This window comes from Streptomyces sp. ME19-01-6 (genome assembly GCF_033793745.1).
GTDB lineage: Bacteria > Actinomycetota > Actinomycetes > Streptomycetales > Streptomycetaceae > Streptomyces.
In genome coordinates, this window is the sequence record NZ_JARAXF010000014.1 from 45666 (window position 1) to 70441 (window position 24776).

Below are 24776 nucleotides of genomic sequence, written 5' to 3' on the forward strand. Positions count from 1 at the left end.
GAGGAGGTAACTCCGGTATCACGCCGTGGTGTGACGCGGGGTCACGCCGTGGGGGGTGGACCGAGCCCGAGGATCAACCCGTACGGTGACGCGGCCCGCCCCCGTGGTACGAAGAATGGCGGCATGAGCACCTTCCGCGGGCGGCGGCCGCGCGCCTGGGCCGACGCCCCCGCCTACCCCTGGGCCACCGGAGCGGCGCTGACCGGATGCGCGGCCGCGGAGCTGGCGCTGGTCCCGGTCCACTCGTGGGTGATCGCCGTGAGTGTGCTGGTGGCCGCCGCGTCGTTGGTGTGGCGGCGGTCCCGGCCGGCGGTCGCCCTGCTCACGGCGGTCGCGGTCCTGGTGAGCTTCGCCGCGGGGTCGGATCTGTATCTGGCGGCCGCCGTCAGCGGGCTGGCCGCCTGCTACACCCTCGGGCGGCGCCGAGTGCTGCCGCCGGTCGCCGTCGTCGCGGGCGGCGCGGTGCTGTCCGTCCTCGTCAACCTCCTGCACATCACCACCTGGCCGCACCACACCTATGCGCTGGGGCTCTTCGCGGAGAGCTTCGTGCTCACCGTGGCCATCACCGCCGCGGTCAGCGCGGGCGACGCCGTACGGGCGCGGGAGGAGACCCGGCGGACACAGGCGGCGGCGCAGGCCCGGCTGATCGCGATGGAGCGGCGGCAGGCGGCCGAGGCGGAGCGGGCGGCCATCGCGCGCGAGATCCACGACGTGGTGGCCCATTCTGTTTCGATGATCGCCGTGCAGGCCGAGAGCGCGACGTACACCATCCCCGGCCTCATCCCGCCGGCCCGCGAGGGCTTCCAGCAGATCGCGGCGTCCGCGCGCTCCTCGATGGCGAAACTGCGGCGGCTGCTGGGCGTGTTGCGCTGCCCCGCCCGGTGAGCCCGGGGCGTGCGCTCCCATGTCCCCGCAGCCGACCCTGGACCACCTCGACGCACTGCTCGAGCAGCACCGGGCGGTGGGCGGGGCGGCGGAGCTGCGGATCAGCGGGGAGCGGGCCGCGCGGCCCGCGTCCTGGGAGCTGTCGGCCTACCGCATCGTGCAGGAGGCGCTGACCAACGCGCGGCGGCACGCGCCCGGGGCCCGTACGGTGGTGGACATCGCGTACCGGTCCGGCCGGCTGACGCTGCGGATCGCGGACGACGGCCCGGGGCCGGAGGGATCGACGGACCGCATGGCGGCGGACCCCGAGGCGGTGGTCCCCGAGGCGGCTGTCCCTGGGCACGGGCTGGCGGGCATGCGCGAGCGGGCGGCGCTGCTGGGCGGGAGCCTCAGCGCGCGGCCGGGGCCGGACGGAGGCTTTGAGGTGGAGGCTGAACTCCCGTGGTGATCAGGGCGCTCGTGGCCGACGACCAGGCGGTGGTGCGGACCGGCTTCGTCAATCTCCTGGCCACCCAGGAGGACATCGAGGTGGTGGCGGAGGCCGAGGACGGGGTGCAGGCCGTGCGCGCCGCCGCCCGGACCCGGCCGGACCTGGCGCTGCTTGACATCCGCATGCCGCACAAGAACGGCATCGAGGCCGCCCGCGAGATCGTGGCCGCGTCGGGCGGGGCGACGAAGGCGCTGATGCTGACGACCTTCGACCTCGACGAGTACGTCTACGACGCGCTCGCCGCCGGGGCCAGCGGCTTCCTCCTCAAGGACGCGACCTTCCCCGAACTGCTGTACGAGGTGCGGGTGGTGACCGAGGGCAAGGCCCTGCTCGCCCCGGAGGTCACCAAGCGGCTGATCGCCGAGTTCGCCCGCCAGCGCGGGCCCCGCCCACCGGCGCGGACCGTTGAGGGGCTCGCCACCCGGGAGGCGGAGGTGCTGCTGCTGATCGCCCGAGGGCTGTCCAACGCCGAGATCGCCGACCGCCTCACCATCACCGACCACACGGTCAAGACGCACATCAACCGGCTGTTCGCCAAGATGGGGCTGCGCGACCGGGCGCAGGCGGTGATCCTGGCGTACGAGCTGGGCCTCGTGGTCCCGGGAGCCTCGGCGCGGTGACGCCGCCCCGTACGGTGACGCCCCCCGCGGTCACGAGCCCGCGCCCAGCACCACCACGTCGCCCGCGTCGAACGCGACGCCGACCCGCTCCCCCTCCTTCGGCGCGTCCCGCAGCGCGCACGCCGCCTCCAGGCGCGGCGCGCCCGCCGGCTGGAGGACGAGGGCCACGCGGTCGCCGCGGAAGGTGCGCGCCGCCACCGTGCAGGGCAGGCCCTCCTCGGGGGAGGTGAGCCGCACCCCGGCCGGGCGGACCAGCAGCCGGCACGGGCCCGGCGGGGTGCCGTCGGGCACGGGCAGCTTGCCCCAGCAGGTGTCGGCGCTCTCGCCGTGCACGATGCCCTCGACCACGTTGTCGAAGCCGAGGAAGCGGGCGACGAACTCGGTGGCGGGGCGCTGCCACACCTCCAGCGGGGTGCCGGCCTGCGCGATGCGCCCGCCGTCCATCACCACCACCCGGTCCGCGAGCGCGAAGGCCTCCCCCTGGTCGTGGGTGACCGCGAGGACCGTGGTGCCCAGCTCGCCGAAGAGCTGGCGCAGTTCGACCACCAGCCGCTCCCGCAATCCGCGGTCGAGCTGGCCCAGTGGCTCGTCCAGCATCAGCAGCTTGGGCCGCGGGGCCAGGGCGCGGGCCAGCGCGACCCGCTGTTGCTCGCCGCCGGACAGCGAGGCGACCGCGCGCCGCTGCGCGCCCGGCAGGCCGACCAGCTCCAGCAGTTCGGCGACCCGGCGCTCCGCCTCGGTGCGCGCCACCTTGCGCATCCGCAGCCCGAAGGCGACGTTGCCGCCCACGTCCCGCTGCGGGAAGAGCTGGTGGTCCTGGAACATCAGGCCCACGCCGCGCCGGTGGGTGGGCACCCCCGCCTGGTCCCGCCCGGCCAGCCACACCCGGCCGGTGTGGGCCCGCTCCAGGCCCGCCACCACGCGCAGCAGCGTGGACTTGCCGCCGCCGCTCGGCCCCAGCACCGACACCGTCTCCTGCTCGGCGACCTCGAGGTCCACGGCGTCCAGCGCCGCGCGCTCGCCGTAGCGGACCGTCACCTCGTCCAGTCGCAGCAGCGTCATCAGAACTCCCCCGAACGGTCGGTGCGGATCCGCTCCAGTACCAGCAAGGAGCCCGCGCACACCAGCATCAAAATCGTGCTCAGGGCCATGGCCTGGCCGTAGTTGAGCTGCCCGGCCCGGCCGAGGAAGCGGGCGACGGCCACCGGGAGGGTCGGGTGGTCGGGTCTGGCGATGAAGACCGTCGCCCCGAACTCGCCGAGCGAGACGGCGAAGGCGAAGCCGGCCGCGACCCCTAGGGCCCGCGCGACCAGCGGCAGGTCCACCTCCCGCCAGGCCCGCAGCGGGGACGCGCCGAGCACGGCCGCCGCCTCGCGGAGCCGGTGGTCCACCGCGCGCAGCACGGGCAGCATGGTCCGTACGACGAACGGCACGCCCACCAGGGCCTGCGCGAGCGGTACGAGGATCCATGAGGCGCGCAGGTCGAGCGGCGGCTCGTCCAGGGCGATGAGAAAGCCGAAGCCGACGGTGACGGCGGAGGTGCCCAGCGGCAGCATCAGCAGCGCGTCGAAGCCCCGTACCAGCCTGCCCGCTTTTCTGGTCAGCGCGGCGGCCGCCAGGCCGCCCACCACGAGCGCGAAGACGGTCGCCACGGCGGCGTAGCGCAGGGAGTTCCAGACGGCGTCCATAGGGGCCACGAAAAACGTGCCGCCGCTGTCCGCCACCGACTGCAGGGCGCGGTAGTAGCCGAGTCCGTAGCCGCCGGGGGCGTCCAGGGACCGCTCGACCAGGACCGCGAGCGGCAGCAGGATCAGCAGCGCCACGACGGCGAGCACGCCCCACAGCAGCGCCCATTGGGCCGCGCCCTGGGGGCGGCGCGCGGTCTGTTCGGGATCGACCAGCTTCAGGGCGCCCTCGCGGCGCCGTACGGTCCACGCGTGCAGGGCCAGGACCGCGGCCACGGCCACGAACTGGATCAGAGTCAGCACGGCGGCGGTCGGCAGGTCGAGGAGTTGGGCGGTCTCCCGGTAGATCGCGACCTCAATGGTGGCGTATCGGGGGCCGCCGAGGATCTGGATGACGCCGAAGGAGGTGAAGGTGAACAGGAACACCATCAGGGCGGCGGCCGCCACGGCGGGCGCCAGTGCCGGCAGCGTGACCCGCCGCCACGCGGCCAGGCGGCTCGCGCCGAGCACCCGGGCGGCTTCCTCCTGCCGCGGGTCGAGCTGCGCCCACAGTCCGCCGACGGTCCGTACCACGACCGCGTAGTTGAAGAAGACGTGCGCGAGGAGGATCGCCCAGACGCTGGTGTCGAGCCGCACCCCCCACAGGCTGTCCAGCAGTCCGCCGTGGCCGAGCAGGGCCAGGAACGCGGAGCCCGCGACGACGGTCGGCAGGACGAAGGGGACGGTGACCACGGCGCGCAGCAGCCGCTTGCCGGGGAAGGCGAAGCGGGCGAAGACATACGCGCCGGGCAGCGCGACCGCCAGCGTCAGGGCGGTGGAGGCGGCCGCCTGCCAGGCGGTGAACCACAGGATGTCCAGGACCGCCGGGTCGGTGAGCACCTCGCCGATGCGGCCCAGCCGCCAGTGGCCGTCGACGCGCAGTCCGCGGGCGACGATGGCGGCCACCGGATAGACGAAGAACAGCGCGAAGAAGGCGGCGGGCACAGCCATCAGGGCCAGCCGCAGCGCCGCCCCGCGCAGCCGCCCAGGCCGCTCCTTCGCCGTCCCCGGCGCGGCGGCGGGGCGCTCACTCCGCTTTACAGGACGAGCGAGGACCATGCCTTGACCCACTGGTCACGGTTTTTGGCGATCTTCCGGGGGTCCAGCCTGGCCGGGTCGGCGACCTTCACGCCGTACTTCGTGAACAGCTCGGGCAGCTTCGCGTCCTCGCGGGCCGGGTTGACGTACATGTTGAGCGGCACGTCCTCCTGGAACCGCTTGGTCAGCAGGAAGTCCAGCAGCGCCCTTCCGCCCTTGGAGTTCGACGCGCCCTTCAGGAGCCCGGCGAATTCCACCTGGCGGAAGCAGGTTCCCGTCGCGATCCCTGTGGGGGCCTGCGCGGGCCGCGGCTTGGAGTCGACGACCTCGGCGGGCGGGCTGGAGGCGTACGAGACGACCAGCGGCCGGTCGCCCTTCGCGCCGCCCGCCGAGCCGGAGAAGCGGTCGTAGTACGCCTGCTCCCAGCCGTCGACGACCTCGACGCCGTTGGCCCTGAGCTTCTTCCAGTAGCCCTGCCAGCCGTCGTCGCCGTACCGGGCGGCCGTGCCCAGCAGGAAAGCGAGGCCGGGAGAGGAGGTGGCCGCGTTCTCGGTGACCAGGAGGTTCTTGTAGGCGGGCTTGGTCAGGTCGTCGAAGGTCTTCGGCGGGGCCAGCTTCTTGTCGGCGAAGTACTTGCGGTCGTAGTTGACGCAGATGTCGCCGAAGTCGACCGGGGTGACGCGGTGCTCGGCCGCGTCGAGCTGGAGGGCGGCGGGGACCTTGTCCAGGCCCGTGGCCCGGTAGGGGGTGAACAGGTCGTTGTCGAGCGCGCGGGAGAGCAGGGTGTTGTCGACGCCGAAGAAGACGTCGCCCTGGGGGTGCGACTTGGAGAGTATCGCCTGGTTGACGGCCGCCCCGGCGTCGCCACCGGGCAGCACCTGCACCTTGTAGCCGGTCTGCCGGGTGAACTCCTTCAGCACGGCCTTCGACGCGGCGAACGAGTCGTGCGAGACCAGCTTCACGGTCTTGGAGCCGGAGCCGCCGGAGGAGCCGGAGGAGTCCTCTCCGCAGGCGACGAGCGTGGTGAGGCCGAGCGAGCCGAAGAGGGCGGCGGCGACGGCATGCCGAAGACGGCTGTTCATATGAGGCTGACTCCCTACGCCGGTATGACCCGGATCAGGTCCGAGGGTCTGCGGCCGGGCCGCACTCTCAGCGCTGTTCGCGCTCCCCTGTCGGAATGTTCACTTGTACGAGACGTTCATGTGTGTACGAGGTGGTGCCAGGGCACCGTATCAGCCGGCCCTCAGCGCTCGGCCGCCGCCAGCTGCCCGCACGCCCCGTCGATCTCCTGCCCCCGGGTGTCCCGGACGGTCACGGGCACGCCGTGTGCCTCCAGGGCGGCCACGAACGCCTTCTCGTCCTCGGGCCTGGACGCGGTCCACTTGGAGCCGGGTGTCGGGTTGAGCGGGATCAGGTTGACGTGCACCCGGCGGCCCTTGAGCAGCCGCCCCAGCAGGTCGGCCCGCCATGCCTGGTCATTGATGTCCCTGATCAGGGCGTACTCGATGGAGACGCGACGGCCCGACTTCTCCGCGTACTCCCACGCCGCGTCCAGGACCTCGCGGACCTTCCAGCGGGTGTTGACCGGGACGAGCGTGTCGCGCAGCTCGTCGTCGGGCGCGTGCAGCGACACCGCGAGACGGCACTTGAAGCCCTCGTCGGCGAAGCGCAGCATCGCCGGGACCAGCCCGACGGTCGAGACGGTGATCCCGCGCTGGGACAGGCCGAGGCCGTCCGGCTCCGGGTCCGTCAGCCTGCGGATGGCGCCGACGACGCGGTTGTAGTTGGCGAGCGGCTCGCCCATGCCCATGAAGACGATGTTGGACAGCCGCGCCGAACCACCTGGGATCTCACCGTCCCGCAGCGCCCGCATCCCGTCGACGATCTGGTGCACGATCTCGGCGGTGGACAGGTTGCGGTCCAGGCCCGCCTGGCCGGTGGCGCAGAACGGGCAGTTCATGCCGCAGCCCGCCTGGGAGCTGATGCACATGGTGACCCGGTCCGGGTAGCGCATCAGCACGGACTCCACGAGCGTGCCGTCGAAGAGGCGCCACAGGGTCTTGCGGGTGGTGTCGTCGTCGCAGCTGATGTGACGCACCACGCTCATCAGGTCCGGCAGCAGCCCGGCCGCCAGCTTTTCGCGCGCGGCGGCCGGGATGTCGGTCCACTGGGCCGGGTCGTGGCTGTAGCGGGCGAAGTAGTGGCGCGATACCTGGCCGGCGCGGAAGGGCTTCTCGCCGAGGGAGGCGACGGCCTCGCGGCGCTCGGCGGGCGAGAGGTCGGCGAGATGCCGCGGGGGCTTCTTGGCTCCGCGCGGCGCGACGAATGTGAGTTCTCCGGGCTTGGGCATGGTCTCCCCAGTGTCGCAGACGTGCGTACGGCCTCGTGCCACGCGCGGCACGAGGCCGTACGGCCTTCGGTAAGAGGGCCGGTCAGCCGCCGCCCACGAAGATCACCAGCAGCAGCCAGACCACGGGCGCGGTGGGCAGCAGGGAGTCCAGCCGGTCCATGATCCCGCCGTGGCCGGGCAGCAGCTTGCCCATGTCCTTGATGCCCAGGTCGCGCTTGATCATGGACTCGCCGAGATCGCCGAGGGTCGCGCTGACCGCGACGGCGAGCCCGAGCAGCGTCCCCTGCCACCACGCGCCGCCGTCGATCAGGTACTGCATGGAGAGCGCGCCCGCGACCATCGCGAAGACAATCGCGCCCAGCAGCCCCTCCCGGGTCTTGCCGGGGCTGATGCGCGGGGCGAGCTTGTGGCGGCCGAAGCGCCAACCGACCGCGTACGCGCCGGTGTCGCTGACCACGGTCAACAGCAGGAAGACCAGCACCCGCCGCGGCCCGTCGTCGGCCGCGAGCATGAGCGCGACGAAGGTGGCCAGGAACGGCACGTAGAAGGCCGCGAAGACGCCGGCCGTGACATCCCTGAGGTAGTTCTCGGGCGGCTCGGTCATCCGCCAGACGAGCACCGCCAGGGCGGTCAGCGAGACGGCCACCCACGCGCCCTCCGCACCGCGCACGTAACCGGCGACCACCATGGCGACGCCGCCCACGGCGAGCGGCACCAGGGGGACGCGGATGTCCTTGCGCTCGGCCAGCCGCGAGGTCAGCTCCCACAGGCCGACGACCACCGCGACCGCTATGACGCCGATGAACACCGGCTTGTAGATGAAGAGCGAGGCGACGATCACCACACCGAGGCCGACGCCCACCCCTATCGCGGCGGGCAGATTGCGGCCCGCGCTCTTCTTCTTGGTGCTGCCCATCTCGTCGGCGCTCCCCGTCTGGTGGGCGCCGACCGTCTCGCCGGGCTGAGCGGCGCTGTCGGAGGGCGTGGCGTCGGCGCGGTCCGGGGGCGTCGGCGGGTGCGCGGCGGGCTGCCGCGGCCCGCGCTCCGGCTCCCGGTCATCGCGGAACAGGGGGCCGCTCGGCCGAGCGGCCCCCCGATCAGGGTCGGCGGCATCCCGAGGGTCTCCGCCTGCGTGGGGCACGGTGGGCATGGGCCGAGTCTGCGCCGCCTCGCCCATGTCGTGCGCGGGACCCGCCGAGGGCGAGGGCACCTTGCCGCGAAGCGAGGGAGAGGGCCCCTGCTGGGCCGGTTCCCAGAGGCGGGCGCTCGGCGGAGCTCCCCAGGATGAGTCGTTCATCAGACCTCGAGCAACTCGGCTTCCTTGTGCTTGAGCAGCTCATCCACCTGCGCGACATACTTCGCGGTGGTGTCGTCGAGCTCCTTCTCGGCGCGGCGGCCCTCGTCCTCCCCGACCTCGCCGTCCTTGATCAGCTTGTCGATGGACTCCTTGGCCTTGCGGCGGACGCTGCGGATCGAGATCTTCGCGTCCTCGCCCTTGCCCTTGGCGACCTTGATGAATTCCTTGCGGCGCTGTTCGGTGAGCTCGGGGAACACCACCCGGATGATGTTGCCGTCATTGCTCGGGTTGACGCCCAGATCGGAGTCGCGGATCGCCTGCTCGATGTTGCGCAACGCGCTCTTGTCGAACGGGGTCACCACGGCCATGCGCGGTTCCGGCACCGAGAACGACGCCAGCTGGTTGATCGGCGTCATCGCTCCGTAGTAGTCCGCCACGATCTTGTTGAACATCGCCGGGTGCGCACGCCCGGTGCGGATCGCGGCGAAGTCCTCCTTGGCGACCACAACGGCCTTCTCCATCTTCTCCTCGGCCTCGAGGAGGATCTCTTCGATCACCACTTGCTCCTGGTGTTATCAGTAAGCAGAGCCTCGCCCCTGCGTGCGTCTTCTCCTGCACGGTGTCCGACCGGCAGGCCGTTGTCCATCCCCCGTATGAGCCGTCAGGCCCGGGAGCCCTGGTCGCTCACGAGCGTGCCGATCTTCTCACCCTTCACCGCGCGCGCGATGTTCCCTTCGGCGAGAAGCTCGAACACGAGGATCGGCAGTTTGTTGTCCCGGCACAGCGTGACGGCGGTGGCGTCGGCGACCTTGAGGTCGCGGGTGATCACCTCGCCGTACTCCAGGGCGTCGAACTTCACCGCGTCCGGGTTCCGGGCGGGGTCTGAGTCGTACACCCCGTCCACCCCGTTCTTACCCATCAGCAGGGCCTCGGCATGGATCTCCAGGGCGCGCTGGGCCGCCGTGGTGTCCGTGGAGAAGTACGGCATGCCCATGCCCGCGCCGAAGATGACCACGCGCCCCTTCTCCAGGTGGCGCACCGCGCGCAGCGGAATGTACGGCTCCGCGACCTGGCCCATGGTGATGGCGGTCTGGACGCGGGAGTCGATGCCCTCCTTCTCCAGGAAGTCCTGGAGAGCGAGACAGTTCATGACCGTGCCGAGCATGCCCATGTAGTCCGAGCGGGCCCGGTCCATGCCCCGCTGCTGCAGTTCGGCGCCGCGGAAGAAGTTGCCGCCACCGATGACGATGGCGATCTCGGCACCGTCCCGGACCACCGCGGCGACCTCGCGGGCGATGGCGTGCACGACGTCCGGGTCGACCCCGAGTCCCCCGCCTCCGGCGAACGCCTCGCCGGAGAGCTTCAGCAGGAACCGACGGCGTTTGACCCTGCCCTGAGCGTTCTTCTCGTCGGCGGCCTGTGCGGCGCCCGGGCCCTGATTCATTGGAGATCTCCTCGTGCACATACGAAGAAGGCCACTGCCGGACGGGTCCTTGATCGACCTCTGCGGCAATGGCCTCCTCGTCACATCTGCGGCCGACCGGTTGACGGTTGGCTGCCTACGACCCTATCGGGGTCGCCGGTCATTCGCTGCTCGGCTCGGACGCCGACGCTCAGACGCCGACGCGGAAGCGAGCGAAGTGCTTGAGCGTGACACCGGCCTCGTCCAGGATCTTCTGGACGGACTTCTTGTTGTCCTTGGCGAACGGCTGGTCCACCAGGACGTTCTCCTTGAAGAAGCCGGTGACGCGACCCTCGACGATCTTCGGCAGGGCGCCCTCGGGCTTGCCCTCCTCGCGAGCGGTGGCCTCGGCCACCCGGCGCTCGTTCTCGACCGTCTCGGCCGGGATCTCGTCACGGGTCAGGAACTTCGGCGCGAACGCGGCGATGTGCTGCGCGACGTCCTTGGCGACCGTGGCGTCTTCCTTGTCCAGCTCGACCAGCACACCGACCTGCGGCGGCAGGTCCGGGCTGGTGCGGTGCATGTACGCGGCGACGTAGCCGCCGGAGAACTGCGCGAAGCGGTCCAGGACGATCTTCTCGCCGAGGGTCGCGTTGGCCTCGTCGACATACGCCTGGACGGTCTTGCCGGCCTCGATCTCAGAGGCGAGCAGGGCATCCAGGTCGGCCGGGGAGGTCTTGGCGACGTGGGCGGCGATGGCGTCGGCGACGGCCACGAACTTGTCGCCCTTGGCGACGAAGTCGGTCTCGCACTTCAGCTCGACCAGCACGCCGGAGGTCTTGTCGTCCGAGATGATGGAGACGACGGCGCCGTTCTCAGCGCTGCGGCCCTCGCGCTTGGCCACGCCCTTCTGGCCCTTGACGCGGAGGAGCTCGACAGCCTTGTCGACGTTGCCCTCGCCCTCTTCCAGCGCCTTCTTGCAGTCCATCATGCCGGCGCCGGTGAGCTCACGGAGCTTCTTGACGTCAGCGGCGGTGAAGTTCGCCATGATCTGTGAATCTCTTCTCGAAAGTCGAAAGCTCTACGGGGGAACGGCGGGGGTGGTGCCCCAGGCACCCTCCCCCGCCGTCACGCGTGGTCCGAGTGGTCAGGCCTGCTCGGCGTCCGCGGCCGGGGCCTCAGCCGGAGCCTCGGCCGTGGCCTCCGCCGGCTGCTCGGCCGTGGCCTCCGCCGGCTGCTCGGCCTCGGCGGGCTTGGCCGCCTCGGGCTCGTCGGCCTTCTTCTCACCCTCCAGCAGGTCGCGCTCCCACTCGGCGAGCGGCTCACCGGCGGCCTTGTCGGCCTTCTCGTCACCGGTGGCGACACCGGAGCGGGCGATGAGGCCCTCGGCGACCGCGTCGGCGATCACGCGGGTGAGCAGGGTGACCGAGCGGATCGCGTCGTCGTTGCCCGGGATCTTGTAGTCGACCTCGTCCGGGTCGCAGTTGGTGTCGAGGATCGCGACGACCGGGATGCGGAGCTTGCGCGCCTCACCGACGGCGATGTGCTCCTTCTTGGTGTCGACGATCCAGACGGCGCTCGGCACCTTCTGCATCTCGCGGATACCGCCGAGGGTCTTCTCCAGCTTGGCCTTCTCGCGCGAGAGGACCAGCAGCTCCTTCTTGGTGAGGCCGGAGGCGGCCACGTCCTCGAAGTCGATCTGCTCGAGCTCCTTGAGGCGCTGCAGGCGCTTGTACACGGTCGAGAAGTTGGTGAGCATGCCGCCCAGCCAGCGCTGGTTGACATACGGCATGCCGACGCGGGTCGCCTGCTCGGCGATCGCCTCCTGCGCCTGCTTCTTCGTGCCGACGAACATGATGGAACCGCCGTGGGCGACGGTCTCCTTGACGAACTCGTAGGCGCGGTCGATGTACGACAGCGACTGGAGCAGGTCGATGATGTAGATGCCGTTGCGCTCCGTGAAGATGAAACGCTTCATCTTCGGGTTCCAGCGGCGGGTCTGGTGCCCGAAGTGGACGCCGCTCTCCAGCAGCTCCCGCATCGTGACGACGGCCATGGCCGTACTCCTTGAAGTGCTCGGTTCCACGGCGGCCGGGCGGCCGCCGCGCCTGACGCCCCGGCGCGTCTGCCACGAGCGGTGCCCTTGCGGAGGGCTCGTCCGAGGACCGAGGGACGCGGCCGCCGTGCTGTTCGATCGGTATCGACGAAGCGAATCGATGCCGATCGGAGTGCCGGTGGCGGGGCGTGCGAAGTCGATCCGGTGACCCGGATCGCCACAAGAAGTGTACGGGACCCGTGCCGTGCCGGGTGACGGCGATATCCACAACCCGTGAGTAGTCCCCAGATCGTGGCCATGATCCACGCGAATCGGGCGAGTCGCGTCACCGTGTTCCCATGCGACCGCACACCACCGCCCCGGCCCCCGGGCCGGCCCCCGGCCCGCCTCCGCTGATCTTTCGAGCCTTGCCGACGTTGCTGACCTTGCCGTTCGTGGTCTTACTCGGCCTGATCCCGCTGCTGTCGGCCTGGCCGGCCGCGGCGTCGGCCGGGGTGCCGGCCGCGATGTCGGGGCGGGCCGGGGTGCCGGCGCCGGCCGCGGGGGCCGCGGACCGCGACGAACGGACCTGGCCGGTGAGGCCCGAGGCAGGCGCGGGCAGACCGACGGTGCTGCGGGGCTGGGAACCGCCGGCCACCCCCTGGGCGGCGGGCCACCGCGGCGTGGATCTGGCGGCCCGCACCGGCCGGCCGGTGCGGGCGGCGGCCGCGGGCCGGGTGTCCTTCGCGGGCCCGGTCGCGGGCCGCGGGGTGCTCACCATCGAGCTGTCGGGCACCGGCCGACCGCCGCTGCGCACGACGTACGAGCCGGTGCGGCCGCTGGTGGCCAAGGGCGATCGGGTACGGGCCGGACAGGTGGTGGGCGTCTTGGGCGCGGGCCCCTTCCACTGCCCGTCCGGCTGTCTGCACTGGGGCCTGCGCCGCGGGGACCGCTATCAGGACCCACTGTCGCTGCTCGCCCCATCGATGCTGGGCCACGGCCCCTCCCGGCTGCTGCCGGTCTTCGGAGTCCCGGAGGGGCCGGGCGCCCCGGAGCGAGCGGGCGTGCTGACGGGTGCCGGCGCCCCGCCCGCCGCGGGCGCCCCGGGTGTGCCGCATGGGGCCGACGGCCGCGTGCCTTATGCCCTGGGGCCGCGCACCGCGGGCCCCTCCGGCCCGGTGGGTCTGGCCCCGCCCGCCGTGCTGGCTGCCGCGGCGGCCTGGGCGGGTGTGCGCCTGCGCCGCGCGCGGGCGATGGGCGCCGGGCGGGTGGTCCTCAGGGGCGCACGCCGCGCAGGGCCATGGTGACGGCCGCTTCCGTGACGCCTGCGGGGTCCTCGGCGCCGAGCTCGATCCGGCGGACCGCGGCGTCCACGACGCCCTGCAGCAGCACCGCGGTCAGCCGCGGCTGCTCATGGCCGAGCTCGCCGAGGGCCTGGACGACCATGGCGATCAGCCCGCCGTGCGCGGCCCGGATCTTCTCGCGGGCGCCCGCGTTCAGCTCCCCGGCCGAGATCGCCACGACCGCCCGGTGGCGGCGGTCGCCGACCAGCGCCAGCTGCTGCCGTACATAGGCCTCGATCTTCGCCTCGGGCGAGTCGGCCCGTTCCATGGCCGCCTCGACCTCGGCGGCCCAGACCGGGAAGTCCACCGCGCACAGCTCCTCGACCACGGCCGCGCGGGAGCGGAAGTACTCATAGACGGAGGACCGCGCGAGGCCCGTGCGCTCGGCGAGGGCGGGGAAGGTCAAGGCATCCGTACCACCCTCGGACAGCAGGGAGCGGGCGGCGTCCAGCAGGGCGTCGCGCTGCATCGTCCGGTGCTCGGCCACTGAGGCCGCTCGAATCCTGGGCACGCCACCACTTTACGAAAGGCCCCGTGGTGGGAGCGATACTGGCGGGACGATTCAGCGTCCGACATCGGCGAGCTTGGCCCGCAGCTGCAGTACGGATTTGGTGTGGATCTGACTGACCCGGCTCTCGGTGACCCCGAGGACCTGACCGATCTCGGCCAATGTGAGTCCCTCGTAGTAGTAGAGGGTGACCACGGTCTTCTCCCGCTCGGGAAGCGTGTTGATGGCGCGGGCCAGCAGCCTGCGCAGCTCGCGGTCCTCGGCCACCTCGACGGGGTTGTCGGCGGCGGTGTCCTCCAGGGTGTCCATGAGGCTGAGCCGCTCACCGCCCTCCCCGCCGACATGCAGCAGGTCCTCGAGAGCGACCACATTGGCCAGCGACAATTGGCTGAAAACCCCGTGCAATTCATCGAGGCCGATGTTCATCTCGGCGGCCACCTCTGCCTCCGAGGGGGTGCGGCGCAGGGCCGCCTCCAGCGTGGCGTAGGCCCGCTCGACCGCCCTGGCCTTCTGGCGGACCGAGCGCGGGATCCAGTCCAGCGCCCGCAGCTCGTCGATCATCGCGCCACGGATCCGGGTGATCGCGTAGGTCTCGAACTTGATGGCCCGCTCGGGGTCGAACTTCTCGATGGCGTCGATGAGTCCGAAGACGCCCGAGGAGACGAAGTCGGCCTGCTCGACATTGGGCGGCAGCCCGACGCTGACCCGCCCCGCCACATACTTCACCAGCGGCGAGTAGTGGAGGATCAGCTGCTCCCGGAGCCGACCGTCGCCCGTGGACTTGTAGGACCGCCACAGTTCGTCGAGCGATGACGGAGCGGCGGGACGCACCGCGCCGCGGGCAGGGGTCGGCGCCGCTCGGTCAGACCCGGAGATGTGCTGGGGCATTCGTCGCCTTGTGCCGTTCTGCCATGACGTGGGTGAGGACGTACGCTTCCGCCGGAAACCTAGTGAGCGTAGCGTGACTGAGCCATCGCGGTATGCGAAGAGAGTCGGCTCGGCGGTGTGCGGATACGGTCATCGCCTCAACCCTTTCACCCGATTGCCCGAAATCTGGGGATCGCCTCGCCGTGTGCCGTCGTTCCGGCCGGCCGTCGGGGCCAACTCCCAGCGGTCGCCGTGACGTTCGACAAAGCCCAGGGCGAGCAGCTCATACAGCCGGCTCAACGCTTCCTCGCAGCTCGTTCCGGAGTCCCGGGCGACCTCGCGTGCGCCTCTGCCACCCCGTGCCGACAACGCTTCCAGGACGCGTGCCGTCACGGGATCGAGGAGGTCCCGCTCCACCAGCGGCCCCTGCCGCGGGGGCGCGAGCTCCCCGACGCCGCCGACCAGCTCGGCCACTTCGTCGGCGTCGGTGACCAGAACGGCCTCCCCGCGCAGCAGTTCATGAACCCCCGCGGAGAGCCCGCTGGTGACCGGACCCGGCACGCCCATGGTGTGCCGGCCGAGCTTCAGCGCCCGGCGCGCGGTGACCAGGGAACCGCTGCGGTACTGGGCCTCGACGACGACCGTGCCACGGGTGAGCGCGGCGATGACCCGGTTGCGCAGTACAAAGCGGCTGCGGGTCGGATGCACGCCGGGCGGTAACTCCGCGAGCACCAGGCCCTGTTCCGCGATGCGCTCGATCAACTCGGCGTGGCCCCGGGGGTAAGGGACGTCCACGCCGGAGGCGAGCACGGCGACGGTCGCCCCGTCGGCCGCCAGCGCCCCGCGGTGCGCGGCGCCGTCCACGCCATGGGCCGCACCGGAGACCACCACCCAGCCGCGCTCGGCGAGCCCGGCACCCAGCGTCGCCGCGACATGCGCGCCGTAGTCGCTGCAGGCCCGGGCGCCAACCACGGCGACGGAGCGCAGCGCCCACATCCGCAGCGACGGCCGGCCGCGGACCCACAGCCCGACCGGGCGGGCATCGCCCAGGTCGTCGAGCTGACCGGGCCACTCCAGGTCACCGGGGCATACGAACCGGCCGCCGCGGGCGGCCACGGTGGCCAGGTCCCCGGCCGGGTCCAGGCGCTCGGCCCGCAACCGGCACCCTGCGATGCGCTCCGTGCTCGCCCCGGGCGGCGGCTTTCCGGTCCCGCACAGCGCCCGCCGCAGCGCCACCGGCCCCAGCTCGCGCAGCCAGCGCCCCACCGTCTCGTCCCCGGGCTCCACCAGCCGGGTGAGCGCGGCCCGCGCCAGGCGCTCCTCCTCCACCACGCCCCCGGCCCCGGAGCTGGGCCCGGGCCGCGTCCGTGTCCCTGGCCCTTGCCCTGTCGCGGTCCCGGTGCCGGCCACGCCCCCACCCTCGGTCTCGCCCTCGGCCCCGGTCACCGCGCCCCCAGCCTCTGCCTCGCCGCGATCAGGGCCTCACACACGGACCCGCCGACCTCCAGCGAGCCGGCCATCAGAACCCCACCGCCCCGGCCGGGACGCCACGGTTGACGCCGGTGCGCAGCTGCAGCGCCTGGGCCACGTCCTCGGCCTCCGGCCGGTCGTGGCCCGCCAGGTCCGCGACAGTCCAGGCGACCCGCAGCACGCGGTCGAGGCCACGGGCGGTGAGCAGCCCGCGCTCCATGTCGCGCTCGGCCTCGCGCAGCGCCCCTGGGCGCGCGTACCAGCGGGTGCGCAGCTCATGCCCCGGCACCTCGCTGTTGGTGCGCCAGGGGGTGTCGGCGTAACGCTCGGCGGCGCGCTCCCGCGCCTCGCACACCCGGGCCGCGACAGCCGCGGTGCTCTCCCCGACGCCCGGCGACCCAGTGAGCTCGGCCCGGCTGACCGCCTCGACCCGGACCCGCAGGTCCACCCGGTCCAGCAGTGGCCCGGAGAGCCGCGCCTGGTAGCGGCGGACCATCGCGGGCGAGCAGTCGCAGCCGTCGCCGATGTACGAGTGGCGCCCGCAGGGGCACGGGTTGGCCGCCAGCAGGAGCAGAAAGCGCGCGGGCATGCGCACCATGCCGGCCGAGCGGGCCACCACCACATGGCCGGACTCCAGGGGCTGCCGCAGCGCGTCGAGCACCTGGGCGCTGAATTCGGGCGCCTCGTCCAGGAAGAGCACGCCCCGGTGGGCGAGCGAGACCGCGCCCGGCCTCGGCAGCCCGTTTCCCCCGCCGACCAGGGCGGCCATGGTGGCCGAGTGGTGCGGTGCGCAGTACGGCGGCGCGGCCACCAGCGGCTGGCCGGGCGGGAGGATCCCGGCCACCGAGTGGACGGCGGTCACCTCCAGGGACTCCCGCCGGGTGAGCGGGGGCAGCAGGCCGGGGAGCCGCTCGGCGAGCATGGTCTTGCCCGCGCCCGGCGGGCCGGCCAGGAACAGATGGTGGCTCCCGGCCGCGGCGACCTCCAGGGCCTTGCGGGCGGCCCGCTGCCCGGCGACCTCGGCCAGGTCGGGGCGGCGGTCGGCGGCCCCCGTGCCGACCGCCGCGCCGACGCCCATGCCCGCGCCCGCCACGCTCAGCCCGGCGAGCATCGGGTCGGGGCGGCCCTCCTCGGGCAGCTCCTCCTCTTCGGGCACCGGTGCGTCCGTCAACACGGCGATCAGCTGGCGCAGGGTCCGCACACCGAGCACCGAGACATCCGGCACCAGGGACGCCTCGGCCGCCGTCTGCTCCGGGACGACCACCTGCCGGTATCCGGCCTCGGCCGCCGCGAGAACCGCGGGCAGCACCCCGCGCACCGGGCGAACCCGCCCGTCCAGGCCGAGCTCGCCGATCATCATCAGGTCGGCGATGGCCCGTGGGTCCACGCGCTCGGCGGCCCCGAGCACCGCGCAGGCCACGGCCAGGTCGATGATTGACAAGAGACACGCCTAAGCGGGTTGAGAAACGCCGCCTTCATCTTGGCTGCTCAGAGATGCCCCCAGGCACGCAATCGCAGGCCAGACACAGAGTCAACCCCTGCCAGCTATATGAATTACCAGACAAGTCGACCTTTGGGTGTAACGTCATCCAACCGGACGCATAGCGGGGGCTGGCCGGCCGGTAGCAAACAGAAGTACGCCCCCGGCGGGGCCGATCCCGCCGGGGGGCAAGACCAAAGGAGTACAGCCTCCCGTGGTGCACAACAACCGTAGCGTGCCTGCTACGTACACACAGTCCGGCGGTCCCCTTGAGTAGCCTGGCGTCAGGCGACTCGGGCCCGCTGTCGCGCCTGAGCGTGTACGTCGACGAAACCGGCGACCGGGGCCTTCTGCCCAAGTCGTCGCCGTTCTTCGCGATGACGGCCCTCATGGTGCCCGCGGAGGAGGACTGGAACGTCCGCTTTACCGCTGGCGGCCTGCGCGCGCTGATCCACGGCCGTTCGGGTGTTACCACCCCGCTGCATTGGGTCGACCACTTCAAGCGGAAGCACGCAGACCGCCGGAACTACGCCGCCCGCCAGCTGGCCCTCATGCCCGCCGTCAAGGTGACCCACGTCATCGCCCCAAAAGCCAGCGCACGCTCATATCCCGGCATGGCGGATGGCGTGCGCTTCTACAACTTCACGACGCGCCTTCTCCTCGAGCGAGTGGCCTACGCGGCTGACCAGTGGGAGGGCGGCCCTCGGACAGCCACGGTGCGCCTCGGTGCGGTTCGAGGCATGGACCACCGCGACACCGCGGACTATCTCGACTTTGTCAGGCAGGGGCGCACCAACAACTGGCAGGTCCCCTGGCAGCGCATCAAGTGGCCGCCTGTATGGACCGGAACCGAGTGGGACGGCATCCAGTTAGCCGACCTTCACGCCGGCCTTCTCAACGTTGCCCTCACGGGTGACCCCGCAGACAGCGACTGCGCGGACAACCTGCTGCTCTGCAAGCATCAGCTTTACCGGTCGCAAGCTGGGACCCTGCTCGGATGCGGCATGAAAGTGATCGGAGACCTCAGTTTCGTCACCGGTCGCTGCTGGTGGAACAAGCTGAACGTGCCCTAAGACAGCAAGAAGCCCCTTGGGGGGCTCCGGGGGCCACTACCACCTGATGGTGGAGGATCCAGTTTCCTGGTTCCGACCTTCTCCCGGCAGCCCTCCAAGGGGCTCCTTGGTACGCGTTGACACCTAAAACATACCCGCTCCGGTTGCGATTCTCACGCGAGGATGGCCGTGTTTACGGCATCGTCACCCTTCCGGCTGCCGGAATCGCACGCATTTGCCCAGGGCAAATCGGATGCAATACAAACACTCGATCGATCAAATGAAGGCCGGATTCAACTACTAGCCAGTAGGTCTGATCGATGCTGCTGCCCCACGTAGACCAAGCAGAGCAGCGGGCATCCTGACGGATGCCCCATGAAGAGGCCCCACCCTCACGGGTGGGGCCTTCTTGCATGTCCTGCATCAGTCGAGCTCGTACTCCGCGGAGAGGTCACGTCCGACTCCCAGGTAGTCGACGGCGTACTCGGTGACGTCGCCGTTCTGGTCCCAGTAGTGGTTGGTCATGACCAGGGTGGGCGTGCCGGGCTCTGCGTCGAGCAGCTCAGCGACGTCGTCCGGCACAGGCTGGATGGTGACGGTGTCGCGGCGCCGTACCGCTCGCCGGCCGGTCCGCTCCTCGATCAGGCCGAACGTCATCTTCGGTAGCCGCTCGGTTCGGATGAGCTCGGGTGCGGCTTCGGCCAGCGAGCCAGCGAGCCAGGAGGTCGAGACGGCCACAACGCCTTTGTCGTCGAGGTAGCGGCGCTGGCGTCGTACAACCTGGTCGCCCTCTTCAACACCGAGAGCGTCCGCGACGTGGTCAGGTGCGGCGACCAGTTCCGCGCTGACGGTCTCCACTTGCTCGTTCTCGCGCAGCCCCGTGCCTCCAGCGCGGAGCATCTGGAGCCTGTCCGAGCCGGCCGTGACCTTGCGGGGCACTGCAGCAACCGATCCAACACCCGGGGTGGTAAGTGCGTATCCCTCGGCTCGCAATACCGGGGCTACGCGTGCGGCCGTGGCCGAGCTGACCCCCTCTGCGCGCATGATCTCGCGGGCGGACGGGAGGGGGTCTCCCGGCTGCAAGTCACCGCTCTCGATCCGCGCCCTGATCTTGGCCGCGATGCGCATGTATGGCGGCTGTGGTGCCGCAGTCTCAGGCATTGAAAACTCTCCCGTTCTAAGGCGTTCTACAGAACCCCTTGACTTCCCTACTTCTGGCCCGTTCTAATACACCTTAGATGAGCAAGCCCCACCGCCGACAGGCTGGGGCAAGCCAGACACGACAAAGGCCCCAGCGGGGTCTTCACGGTGCTGCGAACACCGTGCCCGCTGAGGCCACGCATCCAGAGATTGAGGTCCCAGATGCATGACCAGCTTATCCGGCCTGCCCCGGTGCAGGCGACGGAGCGCACCGAGCCGCTCCGCGTGAAGGACATCGCAGCCGCCCTTCGGGTCGACACCTCCACGGTGTACGCCGAGGTGCGCAGCGGCCGGCTCCCCTCGTACCGGGTCGGTACGGGCCGGGGCACGATCCGGGTCTCCCGCGACGCATTCACGACCTACCTCGTCGAGCGGGGCATCCCGGCGAGCGACCTGGGGGTCGAGCTGTGAACACGAACGAGAACCTCTCCCCTGCCGCTGTCACCTCCGCGAAGGTGCGTGCCGTGTTGGCCGGCGTCCCTCAGCAGCCGACGACCGAGCAGGTCGACCGGTGGGACGCGACGGACCGGCCGATCCCGTTCAGCCTCACCTCGGCCGCCGAGCAGCTGCCCCGCCGAGCGACTGTGTCGGTCCGGGGCGTCCTGGTCGACGTCCAGTGCCCGTCGTGGTGCGTCTCGCCGCACACGGAGAAGCTGAACTTCATCGAGGACCTGACGCACACGGGCGAGGCGATCTCGCTTCCGGTGCGCCAGTTCGACGGGAGTGTCGAGCAGGTTCTGACCGCGCAGCTCGTTCAGTGGCCGTTCGCTGACAAGAGCGAGCCGTACATGTCGGTGGACGCGGACGGCAGCGGCGAGTGCAACGAGTACCACGGCCCCGCCGGTCTCGCGTTCGCCGACCAGCTGGTCGCGCACGCCGAGCGGATCCGCGCCGAGGTCGCGAAGCTGAACGGCGGCCGGTCGTGAACCCGCACCGGACGGCCGTGGAGACGGCCAAGCGGATCCTCGACAACACCGAGACGGTGGACTTCCGGGATGTGGAGGCTGTCGCGCATGCGGTCGGCTCGCTGCGGGGTGCGGTCCGCGGGCTGCTCGGCGTCGCCGAGGCTCAGCCGAAGTCGGCCCGCATGCGGCTGCAGCACGACCAGGAGTTCCTAAATCTGATGTCCGCGCTGCGCATGGAGACCCACGCGCTGCAGGGCGGTGTCACCCGGGCCGCGCGGTTCGCCGACGCTCTCCTCGCGATGGCCGAGCCGACCGAGGACGGGGGCGAGTCGTGAGCACCCCCGAGAAGACCCCGGTCGTCCTGGACGCGTCCGCTGTCGAGCTGGTGGTTCAGATCCTCTCCGACGTGCTCGGCTCCAACGAGAACGGCACCTACGTGCGGCACACCTACCGCCGTATCGGGGAGCTGGAGCGCGGCATCACCACGGCCCTGACGGTCATCACCCACCTCGGCCGGACGGAGGTCGAGCAGTGAGCGGCGTCGCGGTGAACGTGCGCCGGCCGACCGAGCACGCCGCTCTGGGGAGCGGAAAGTACGCCCGTCCCCTGCCGCCGCTGACCCTTCTGTTCGAGGGCCTGACAACCGCGTGGGCCATCCAGGACCGGTACGGCGTCCGCCTCTTCCAGGCAGCCATTCAGCGGTCCGTAGGTCGGGTGAGCGGCTGATGGACGCCGAAAAGCCCACGTCCAAGTCTGAGAAGCGGCGGATGAAGCGGCTGAAGCTCGCCGAGCGTGATGGGGCCCGCTGCTTCTACTGCAGCAAGCCGGCGGATCCCGAGAGCCTCACGCTCGACCACTGGATCCCGAAGTCGCTGTGGCGCTGCAGCAAGCTGGCGAACCTGCGGCTGGCGTGCGAGGCGTGTAACCACACCAAGGGCAACCAGATCCCCTTCGCGGTGGCGATCGCGATGCTGCGGCTGGTGCGCGAGAACGAGCTGTGGTGGCGGGCGTGCATGCCCCGCTCGGCGGTCGTCTACCAGCACAAGTTCGAGCGCCGTCACGGTCACAGGGTCCTGTGGCAGACGCGCCCGAAGTGCTGGCCCCCGCGTCCTCTCTGCACCCCTGCGGCCTGACGGCTGCCCGCGTCGCCCCGGCCCAGCGTCGGGGCGGCAAGGAGAGCCGGGACAAGCCCGGACGGAAGGGAGATCCCCATGAGCATCACCACCTCGAGCGTGCTTGAGTTCGCCCCGAACGGCGGCCTCGTCACCCTCTCCGGGGTCATCACAGACGTCGCCGAGACCGAGGGACAGGCTCTCTCGGTCACCCTCACCGACTCGACCGGGTCCACGCAGGTCCACGTGCCGTTCGAGGTCTACACCGGCCGTTGCGACACCGAGATCAGCCGCCTGGCCCTCGGTGCGGACATGACCGTTGTTGGCCGGAACGACCTGGACCACGCCCTGGTCACGGCCGCGCGCATCGACATCAACGGTCCCGCCGTCTGAAGGGACCGCCCCGAGGGTGCGACCTCGGGGCGGCATTCGGAACCACCTCTGCAGAGGAGAGGAACCATGAGCATCATCCTCGAAAAGCTCATCACGAGCGAGCCTGGCATGGTCGAAATCACTGTGCCGATGCCGGTCAACCGCGACATGCTCGCCTACGCCCTCACCGACACCGACGACGGCAGCTGGGGCCCCCTGGACGACTGGTCCGCGGAGTTCACCCGTGAGTACGTCGGAGTGACCCTCGCGGGCCGCGGGATGCTGACGCTGGACCGGGACTCGCATCGGGTATGGCGGGACACCGACCGTGATCCGTCCCTGCGGGCCTACGTCGAGTCGGCGTACCGGGCCATCGACCACGCCTGGCCCGAGCTCGCCCCGGCGGTGACGTCATGACGATGTTGTATCCGCAGGAAGACGGGAAGCTGGTCGAGATCCCCGACGAGCACGCCGCCGTGCTGGCCCTGTACCGGGACCGGATGCCGGTCGTGTTCGAGGTGCAGGAGTGCGGGCCGCCGATGCTGTACCCGCTCATCGACGTCGACGAGGAGCCTTACGGCACCCCGCGGCCCGGGGCCCTGGAGTACGCGGCCCGCCGGGTGGCGGCGGGGCTGAAGGCCCGCCGGCTCGGCGAGGACCCGGCGGCGCCCGACTTCGAGCGCCTGGCCCTCGCGGCTATCCGGGCCTACGTGCAGGACATGGCCGACTTTGCTGCTGCGGTGGCGGCCTACGGGGACGGCCCGGCGGCCGAGCACCAGGCCGCGAAGACGGAGGCGGCCCGCGCCGGACGGAAGCTCACGAAGGCCGTCGAGCGGGCCGTGCGCGACGCCCAGGCAGCCGAGGAGGTCGCGGCATGAGCGTCGTCATCGACCAGTGGACGGGCCGCACCGCCGCGCTGCTGCAGGAAGCGCTGCGCATGACCAACGACCGGTTCGCCGAGCACCTGGGCGTCGCGGTTCGCACGGTCTCCCGCTGGCACTCCCTGCCCGAGGGAGTCCCGCGGAAGGACATGCAGGAGGTCTTGGAGACCGCCTACGAGCGCGCCCCGGAGAAGGCGCGTGCCCGGTTCGAGCTGAACTTCCCGCCGTCCGAGAGGCCGCAGCCGGCTGCCATGCCCAGCGTGGTCGTCGAGGTCGCGGTCCTGCAGACCCGTATGGAGCAGTTGCAGGCGCAGCTCGACCAGCTCGCCGCCGTGCAGCGGGAGATGGCCCTGTTGCGGGTTCGCATGGAGCAGCTGGCGAAGCTGGCCGGGAGCGTGGGGGTCCCGTCATGAACGAGACCAGGAACGACCTGACGCTGACGTTCGATGAGGTCTGGGACCTGTGGCCGGCCGTTATGGAGGCGGTCAAGTACCGCCGCCGGTTCACCTGGACCCTGCTGCTCCACAACGCCATCCTGATCGGCTTCGACGGCACGACCGTCCGTCTCGCCTTCACGTGGGAAGGGGCGCTCGACAGCTTCACCACGACGGGCGGCGTGGATGTGCTGCGGGCCGCGATCCAGGACGCGCTCGGCGTGGACTGGCAGATCGAGGCGGTGGAGGCATGAAGTACTTCATCCTCCTGGGCCTGCTGGTTCTCGTGCTGGCGTGGTCGCCGCAACTCGTCCTCGCTGCCCTCACCTTGGTTGGCGTGGTCGCCATCTGGATGGCCTCGCAGCCCGTGCTGTTCGCGTTCGCCCTCGGGCTGCTCGCTGACCGCATGCGTAGGTGGTGGCCATGACCGCCCGGTTCGATGCCCGGCACGGCCTGGCCGTCGGTGCCGCCCTGGCGACCGTTGCTCTCACTGCTGCCGCGTTCTGGCTGTCGTATGAGCACCTGCACGACACTGCGGCGGCCAACGGTCTTGGTGGAGTACGGGCGTGGGCATGGCCGGCCACCATCGACATGTTCATCGTCGTTGGTGAGCTGCTGATGCTGCGCGCGTCGTTGGCGCGGCACACGGACCCGTGGGCGATCGGGTTGACCTCGGTCGGCTCGCTCGGGTCGATCGCGCTCAACGTGGCCGGTGTCGGAACCGGGGCGAAGCCGCTGGAGTACATCGTCGCGGCGGTTCCGCCCGTGGCTGCCCTGCTGGCGTTCGGCGCTCTGATGCGGCAGGTCCACCAGCGGCTCTCCGCCCCGGATCCGGAACCAGCAGCGGCGCCCGGAACCAGCGACACCCCGGTACCGGAACCCCTCCCCGAGCCAGAGCCGTTCACCGCCCCGTTGACTGTTCCGCCCCGGCCGGGCGTGTACGCGGCCGAGGCGCCGCCCCGGATGGCCGTCCACGAGAGCGTGGAAGACGTTCCGCCGGAACTCACCCGAGCAGGTGAGCAGGTCCACGACGCCCTCGACGACACCGAGAACAGCCCCGGAGAGGTTCCGGAAGGATCCCCGCCGCGCCGGTTCGACGAGCACGTGGAGATGGTGCGGAACTGGCTCGCTACCGAGCCGGAACTGACCGGAACCGCCATCGGCGAACGCCTCGGAACCAGCGACGGATACGGGCGCCGCGTGCGCCGCGCCGCCCTCGCTGTACCCGTCCCTTCCTGACTGCCGCACGCCGTGCCCGTCCCCGACTCCTACCGGGGACGGTCACGGCCGCCGTACCGGACCCTCATCCAG

Annotated in this window: 30 protein-coding genes, 2 pseudogenes and 1 riboswitch; of the genes and pseudogenes, 17 read left to right on the forward strand and 15 right to left on the reverse strand. The window is 71.3% G+C overall.

Features of this window, described 5'->3' with window-relative positions:
* The first annotated feature begins 123 nt into the window (after positions 1-123).
* Positions 124-1333 (forward strand): annotated as a pseudogene (locus tag PV419_RS53405) (sensor histidine kinase).
* On the forward strand, positions 1327-1995 hold the full coding sequence (locus tag PV419_RS27860) for a response regulator transcription factor (RefSeq protein WP_319693625.1): 669 nt from the start codon (positions 1327-1329) through the stop codon (positions 1993-1995). Before PV419_RS53405 ends, PV419_RS27860 begins: the two are co-directional and overlap by 7 nt.
* Positions 1996-2025: 30 nt before the next feature.
* On the opposite strand, the gene PV419_RS27865 is transcribed toward PV419_RS27860, so the two are convergent.
* The 9 genes from PV419_RS27865 to rpsB form a co-directional block, all read right to left on the reverse strand.
* The gene (locus PV419_RS27865) at positions 2026-3057 is read right to left on the reverse strand and encodes an ABC transporter ATP-binding protein (RefSeq protein ID WP_319693626.1); all 1032 of its coding nucleotides are present in this window, start codon (positions 3055-3057) and stop codon (positions 2026-2028) included.
* Positions 3057-4670, reverse strand: coding sequence for an iron ABC transporter permease (locus PV419_RS27870; protein WP_319693931.1), 1614 nt, complete (start codon positions 4668-4670; stop codon positions 3057-3059). The genes PV419_RS27865 and PV419_RS27870 overlap by 1 nt, the downstream gene beginning before the upstream one ends.
* An 86-nt stretch (positions 4671-4756) precedes the next feature.
* Entirely contained in the window at positions 4757-5839 is a 1083-nt protein-coding gene (locus PV419_RS27875; protein ID WP_319693627.1) for a thiamine ABC transporter substrate-binding protein, read from the reverse strand.
* Positions 5834-5938, reverse strand: a riboswitch (TPP riboswitch). It overlaps the preceding gene by 6 nt.
* Positions 5939-6000: 62 nt before the next feature.
* Entirely contained in the window at positions 6001-7107 is a 1107-nt protein-coding gene (rlmN, locus tag PV419_RS27880) for a 23S rRNA (adenine(2503)-C(2))-methyltransferase RlmN (protein WP_319693629.1), read from the reverse strand.
* An 82-nt stretch (positions 7108-7189) separates the two neighbouring features.
* On the reverse strand, positions 7190-8404 hold the full coding sequence (locus PV419_RS27885; protein WP_319693630.1) for a phosphatidate cytidylyltransferase: 1215 nt from the start codon (positions 8402-8404) through the stop codon (positions 7190-7192).
* Entirely contained in the window at positions 8404-8961 is a 558-nt protein-coding gene (frr, locus tag PV419_RS27890) for a ribosome recycling factor (RefSeq protein ID WP_311727779.1), read from the reverse strand. The genes PV419_RS27885 and frr overlap by 1 nt, the downstream gene beginning before the upstream one ends.
* Before the next feature lie 104 nt (positions 8962-9065).
* Complete coding sequence (pyrH, locus tag PV419_RS27895; protein WP_319693633.1) at positions 9066-9848, reverse strand: UMP kinase; 783 nt, start codon at positions 9846-9848, stop codon at positions 9066-9068.
* Between the two features lie 169 nt (positions 9849-10017).
* Positions 10018-10854 carry a translation elongation factor Ts gene (tsf, locus tag PV419_RS27900; protein ID WP_319693635.1) on the reverse strand — a complete coding sequence of 279 codons (837 nt, stop codon included), beginning with the start codon at positions 10852-10854 and terminating at the stop codon, positions 10018-10020.
* A 99-nt stretch (positions 10855-10953) separates the two neighbouring features.
* A complete protein-coding gene (rpsB, locus tag PV419_RS27905) occupies positions 10954-11862 on the reverse strand; it encodes a 30S ribosomal protein S2 (RefSeq protein ID WP_319693637.1) in 909 nt (302 codons plus the stop codon).
* 338 nt (positions 11863-12200) lie between these two features.
* Between rpsB and PV419_RS27910 the strand changes: the two genes are divergently transcribed.
* Positions 12201-13148 (forward strand): M23 family metallopeptidase, encoded by a 948-nt coding sequence (locus tag PV419_RS27910; RefSeq protein ID WP_319693638.1) that lies wholly within the window; start codon positions 12201-12203, stop codon positions 13146-13148.
* Here PV419_RS27910 and PV419_RS27915 read toward each other — a convergent pair.
* The 4 genes from PV419_RS27915 to PV419_RS27930 all read right to left on the reverse strand — a co-directional run bounded on the left by PV419_RS27915 (position 13117) and on the right by PV419_RS27930 (position 17470).
* Positions 13117-13671 carry a helix-turn-helix domain-containing protein gene (locus tag PV419_RS27915; RefSeq protein ID WP_319693933.1) on the reverse strand — a complete coding sequence of 185 codons (555 nt, stop codon included), beginning with the start codon at positions 13669-13671 and terminating at the stop codon, positions 13117-13119. The two genes, PV419_RS27910 and PV419_RS27915, sit on opposite strands and share 32 nt — an antisense overlap.
* Before the next feature lie 75 nt (positions 13672-13746).
* Positions 13747-14580, reverse strand: a complete 834-nt coding sequence (whiG, locus tag PV419_RS27920) for an RNA polymerase sigma factor WhiG (protein WP_319693640.1) — start codon at positions 14578-14580, stop codon at positions 13747-13749.
* A gap of 129 nt (positions 14581-14709) precedes the next feature.
* Complete coding sequence (gene dprA, locus PV419_RS27925) at positions 14710-15969, reverse strand: DNA-processing protein DprA (protein WP_415925394.1); 1260 nt, start codon at positions 15967-15969, stop codon at positions 14710-14712.
* A gap of 109 nt (positions 15970-16078) precedes the next feature.
* Complete coding sequence (locus tag PV419_RS27930; protein ID WP_319693644.1) at positions 16079-17470, reverse strand: YifB family Mg chelatase-like AAA ATPase; 1392 nt, start codon at positions 17468-17470, stop codon at positions 16079-16081.
* Positions 17471-17826: 356 nt separating this feature from the next.
* On the opposite strand from PV419_RS27930, the gene PV419_RS27935 reads away from it, so the two are divergent.
* Positions 17827-18582: a DUF3800 domain-containing protein gene (locus tag PV419_RS27935; protein ID WP_319693646.1), complete on the forward strand. Its 756-nt coding sequence runs from the start codon at positions 17827-17829 to the stop codon at positions 18580-18582.
* Between the two features lie 402 nt (positions 18583-18984).
* Here the strand turns inward: PV419_RS27935 and PV419_RS27940 are convergent, their stop codons facing one another.
* A complete protein-coding gene (locus PV419_RS27940) occupies positions 18985-19461 on the reverse strand; it encodes a UTRA domain-containing protein (protein WP_319693935.1) in 477 nt (158 codons plus the stop codon).
* Between the two features lie 60 nt (positions 19462-19521).
* A pseudogene (locus PV419_RS27945) lies at positions 19522-19722 on the reverse strand (GntR family transcriptional regulator); the annotation flags it as partial.
* A 201-nt stretch (positions 19723-19923) separates the two neighbouring features.
* Here PV419_RS27945 and PV419_RS27950 point away from each other — a divergent pair.
* The 13 genes from PV419_RS27950 to PV419_RS28010 all read left to right on the forward strand — a co-directional run bounded on the left by PV419_RS27950 (position 19924) and on the right by PV419_RS28010 (position 24704).
* Positions 19924-20172, forward strand: coding sequence for a helix-turn-helix domain-containing protein (locus PV419_RS27950; RefSeq protein WP_319693648.1), 249 nt, complete (start codon positions 19924-19926; stop codon positions 20170-20172).
* A complete protein-coding gene (locus tag PV419_RS27955) occupies positions 20169-20687 on the forward strand; it encodes a DUF6907 domain-containing protein (RefSeq protein ID WP_319693649.1) in 519 nt (172 codons plus the stop codon). The genes PV419_RS27950 and PV419_RS27955 overlap by 4 nt, the downstream gene beginning before the upstream one ends.
* Complete coding sequence (locus PV419_RS27960) at positions 20684-21001, forward strand: hypothetical protein (protein ID WP_319693651.1); 318 nt, start codon at positions 20684-20686, stop codon at positions 20999-21001. The genes PV419_RS27955 and PV419_RS27960 overlap by 4 nt, the downstream gene beginning before the upstream one ends.
* Positions 20998-21201, forward strand: a complete 204-nt coding sequence (locus PV419_RS27965; RefSeq protein ID WP_319693652.1) for a hypothetical protein — start codon at positions 20998-21000, stop codon at positions 21199-21201. The genes PV419_RS27960 and PV419_RS27965 overlap by 4 nt, the downstream gene beginning before the upstream one ends.
* Positions 21198-21392, forward strand: coding sequence for a hypothetical protein (locus tag PV419_RS27970; protein WP_319693654.1), 195 nt, complete (start codon positions 21198-21200; stop codon positions 21390-21392). The genes PV419_RS27965 and PV419_RS27970 overlap by 4 nt, the downstream gene beginning before the upstream one ends.
* On the forward strand, positions 21392-21799 hold the full coding sequence (locus tag PV419_RS27975) for an HNH endonuclease (RefSeq protein ID WP_319693655.1): 408 nt from the start codon (positions 21392-21394) through the stop codon (positions 21797-21799). The genes PV419_RS27970 and PV419_RS27975 overlap by 1 nt, the downstream gene beginning before the upstream one ends.
* A 78-nt stretch (positions 21800-21877) precedes the next feature.
* Positions 21878-22171, forward strand: coding sequence for an OB-fold nucleic acid binding domain-containing protein (locus PV419_RS27980; RefSeq protein WP_319693656.1), 294 nt, complete (start codon positions 21878-21880; stop codon positions 22169-22171).
* A gap of 66 nt (positions 22172-22237) precedes the next feature.
* Positions 22238-22567, forward strand: coding sequence for a hypothetical protein (locus PV419_RS27985; RefSeq protein WP_319693657.1), 330 nt, complete (start codon positions 22238-22240; stop codon positions 22565-22567).
* Positions 22564-23028, forward strand: a complete 465-nt coding sequence (locus PV419_RS27990) for a hypothetical protein (RefSeq protein WP_319693659.1) — start codon at positions 22564-22566, stop codon at positions 23026-23028. Before PV419_RS27985 ends, PV419_RS27990 begins: the two co-directional genes overlap by 4 nt.
* Positions 23025-23444, forward strand: a complete 420-nt coding sequence (locus tag PV419_RS27995; protein WP_319693661.1) for a hypothetical protein — start codon at positions 23025-23027, stop codon at positions 23442-23444. The genes PV419_RS27990 and PV419_RS27995 overlap by 4 nt, the downstream gene beginning before the upstream one ends.
* A complete protein-coding gene (locus PV419_RS28000) occupies positions 23441-23719 on the forward strand; it encodes a hypothetical protein (protein ID WP_319693662.1) in 279 nt (92 codons plus the stop codon). The genes PV419_RS27995 and PV419_RS28000 overlap by 4 nt, the downstream gene beginning before the upstream one ends.
* Positions 23716-23892, forward strand: a complete 177-nt coding sequence (locus PV419_RS28005) for a hypothetical protein (protein WP_319693664.1) — start codon at positions 23716-23718, stop codon at positions 23890-23892. The genes PV419_RS28000 and PV419_RS28005 overlap by 4 nt, the downstream gene beginning before the upstream one ends.
* Positions 23889-24704 carry a DUF2637 domain-containing protein gene (locus PV419_RS28010; RefSeq protein ID WP_319693665.1) on the forward strand — a complete coding sequence of 272 codons (816 nt, stop codon included), beginning with the start codon at positions 23889-23891 and terminating at the stop codon, positions 24702-24704. The genes PV419_RS28005 and PV419_RS28010 overlap by 4 nt, the downstream gene beginning before the upstream one ends.
* Positions 24705-24776 lie beyond the last annotated feature (72 nt).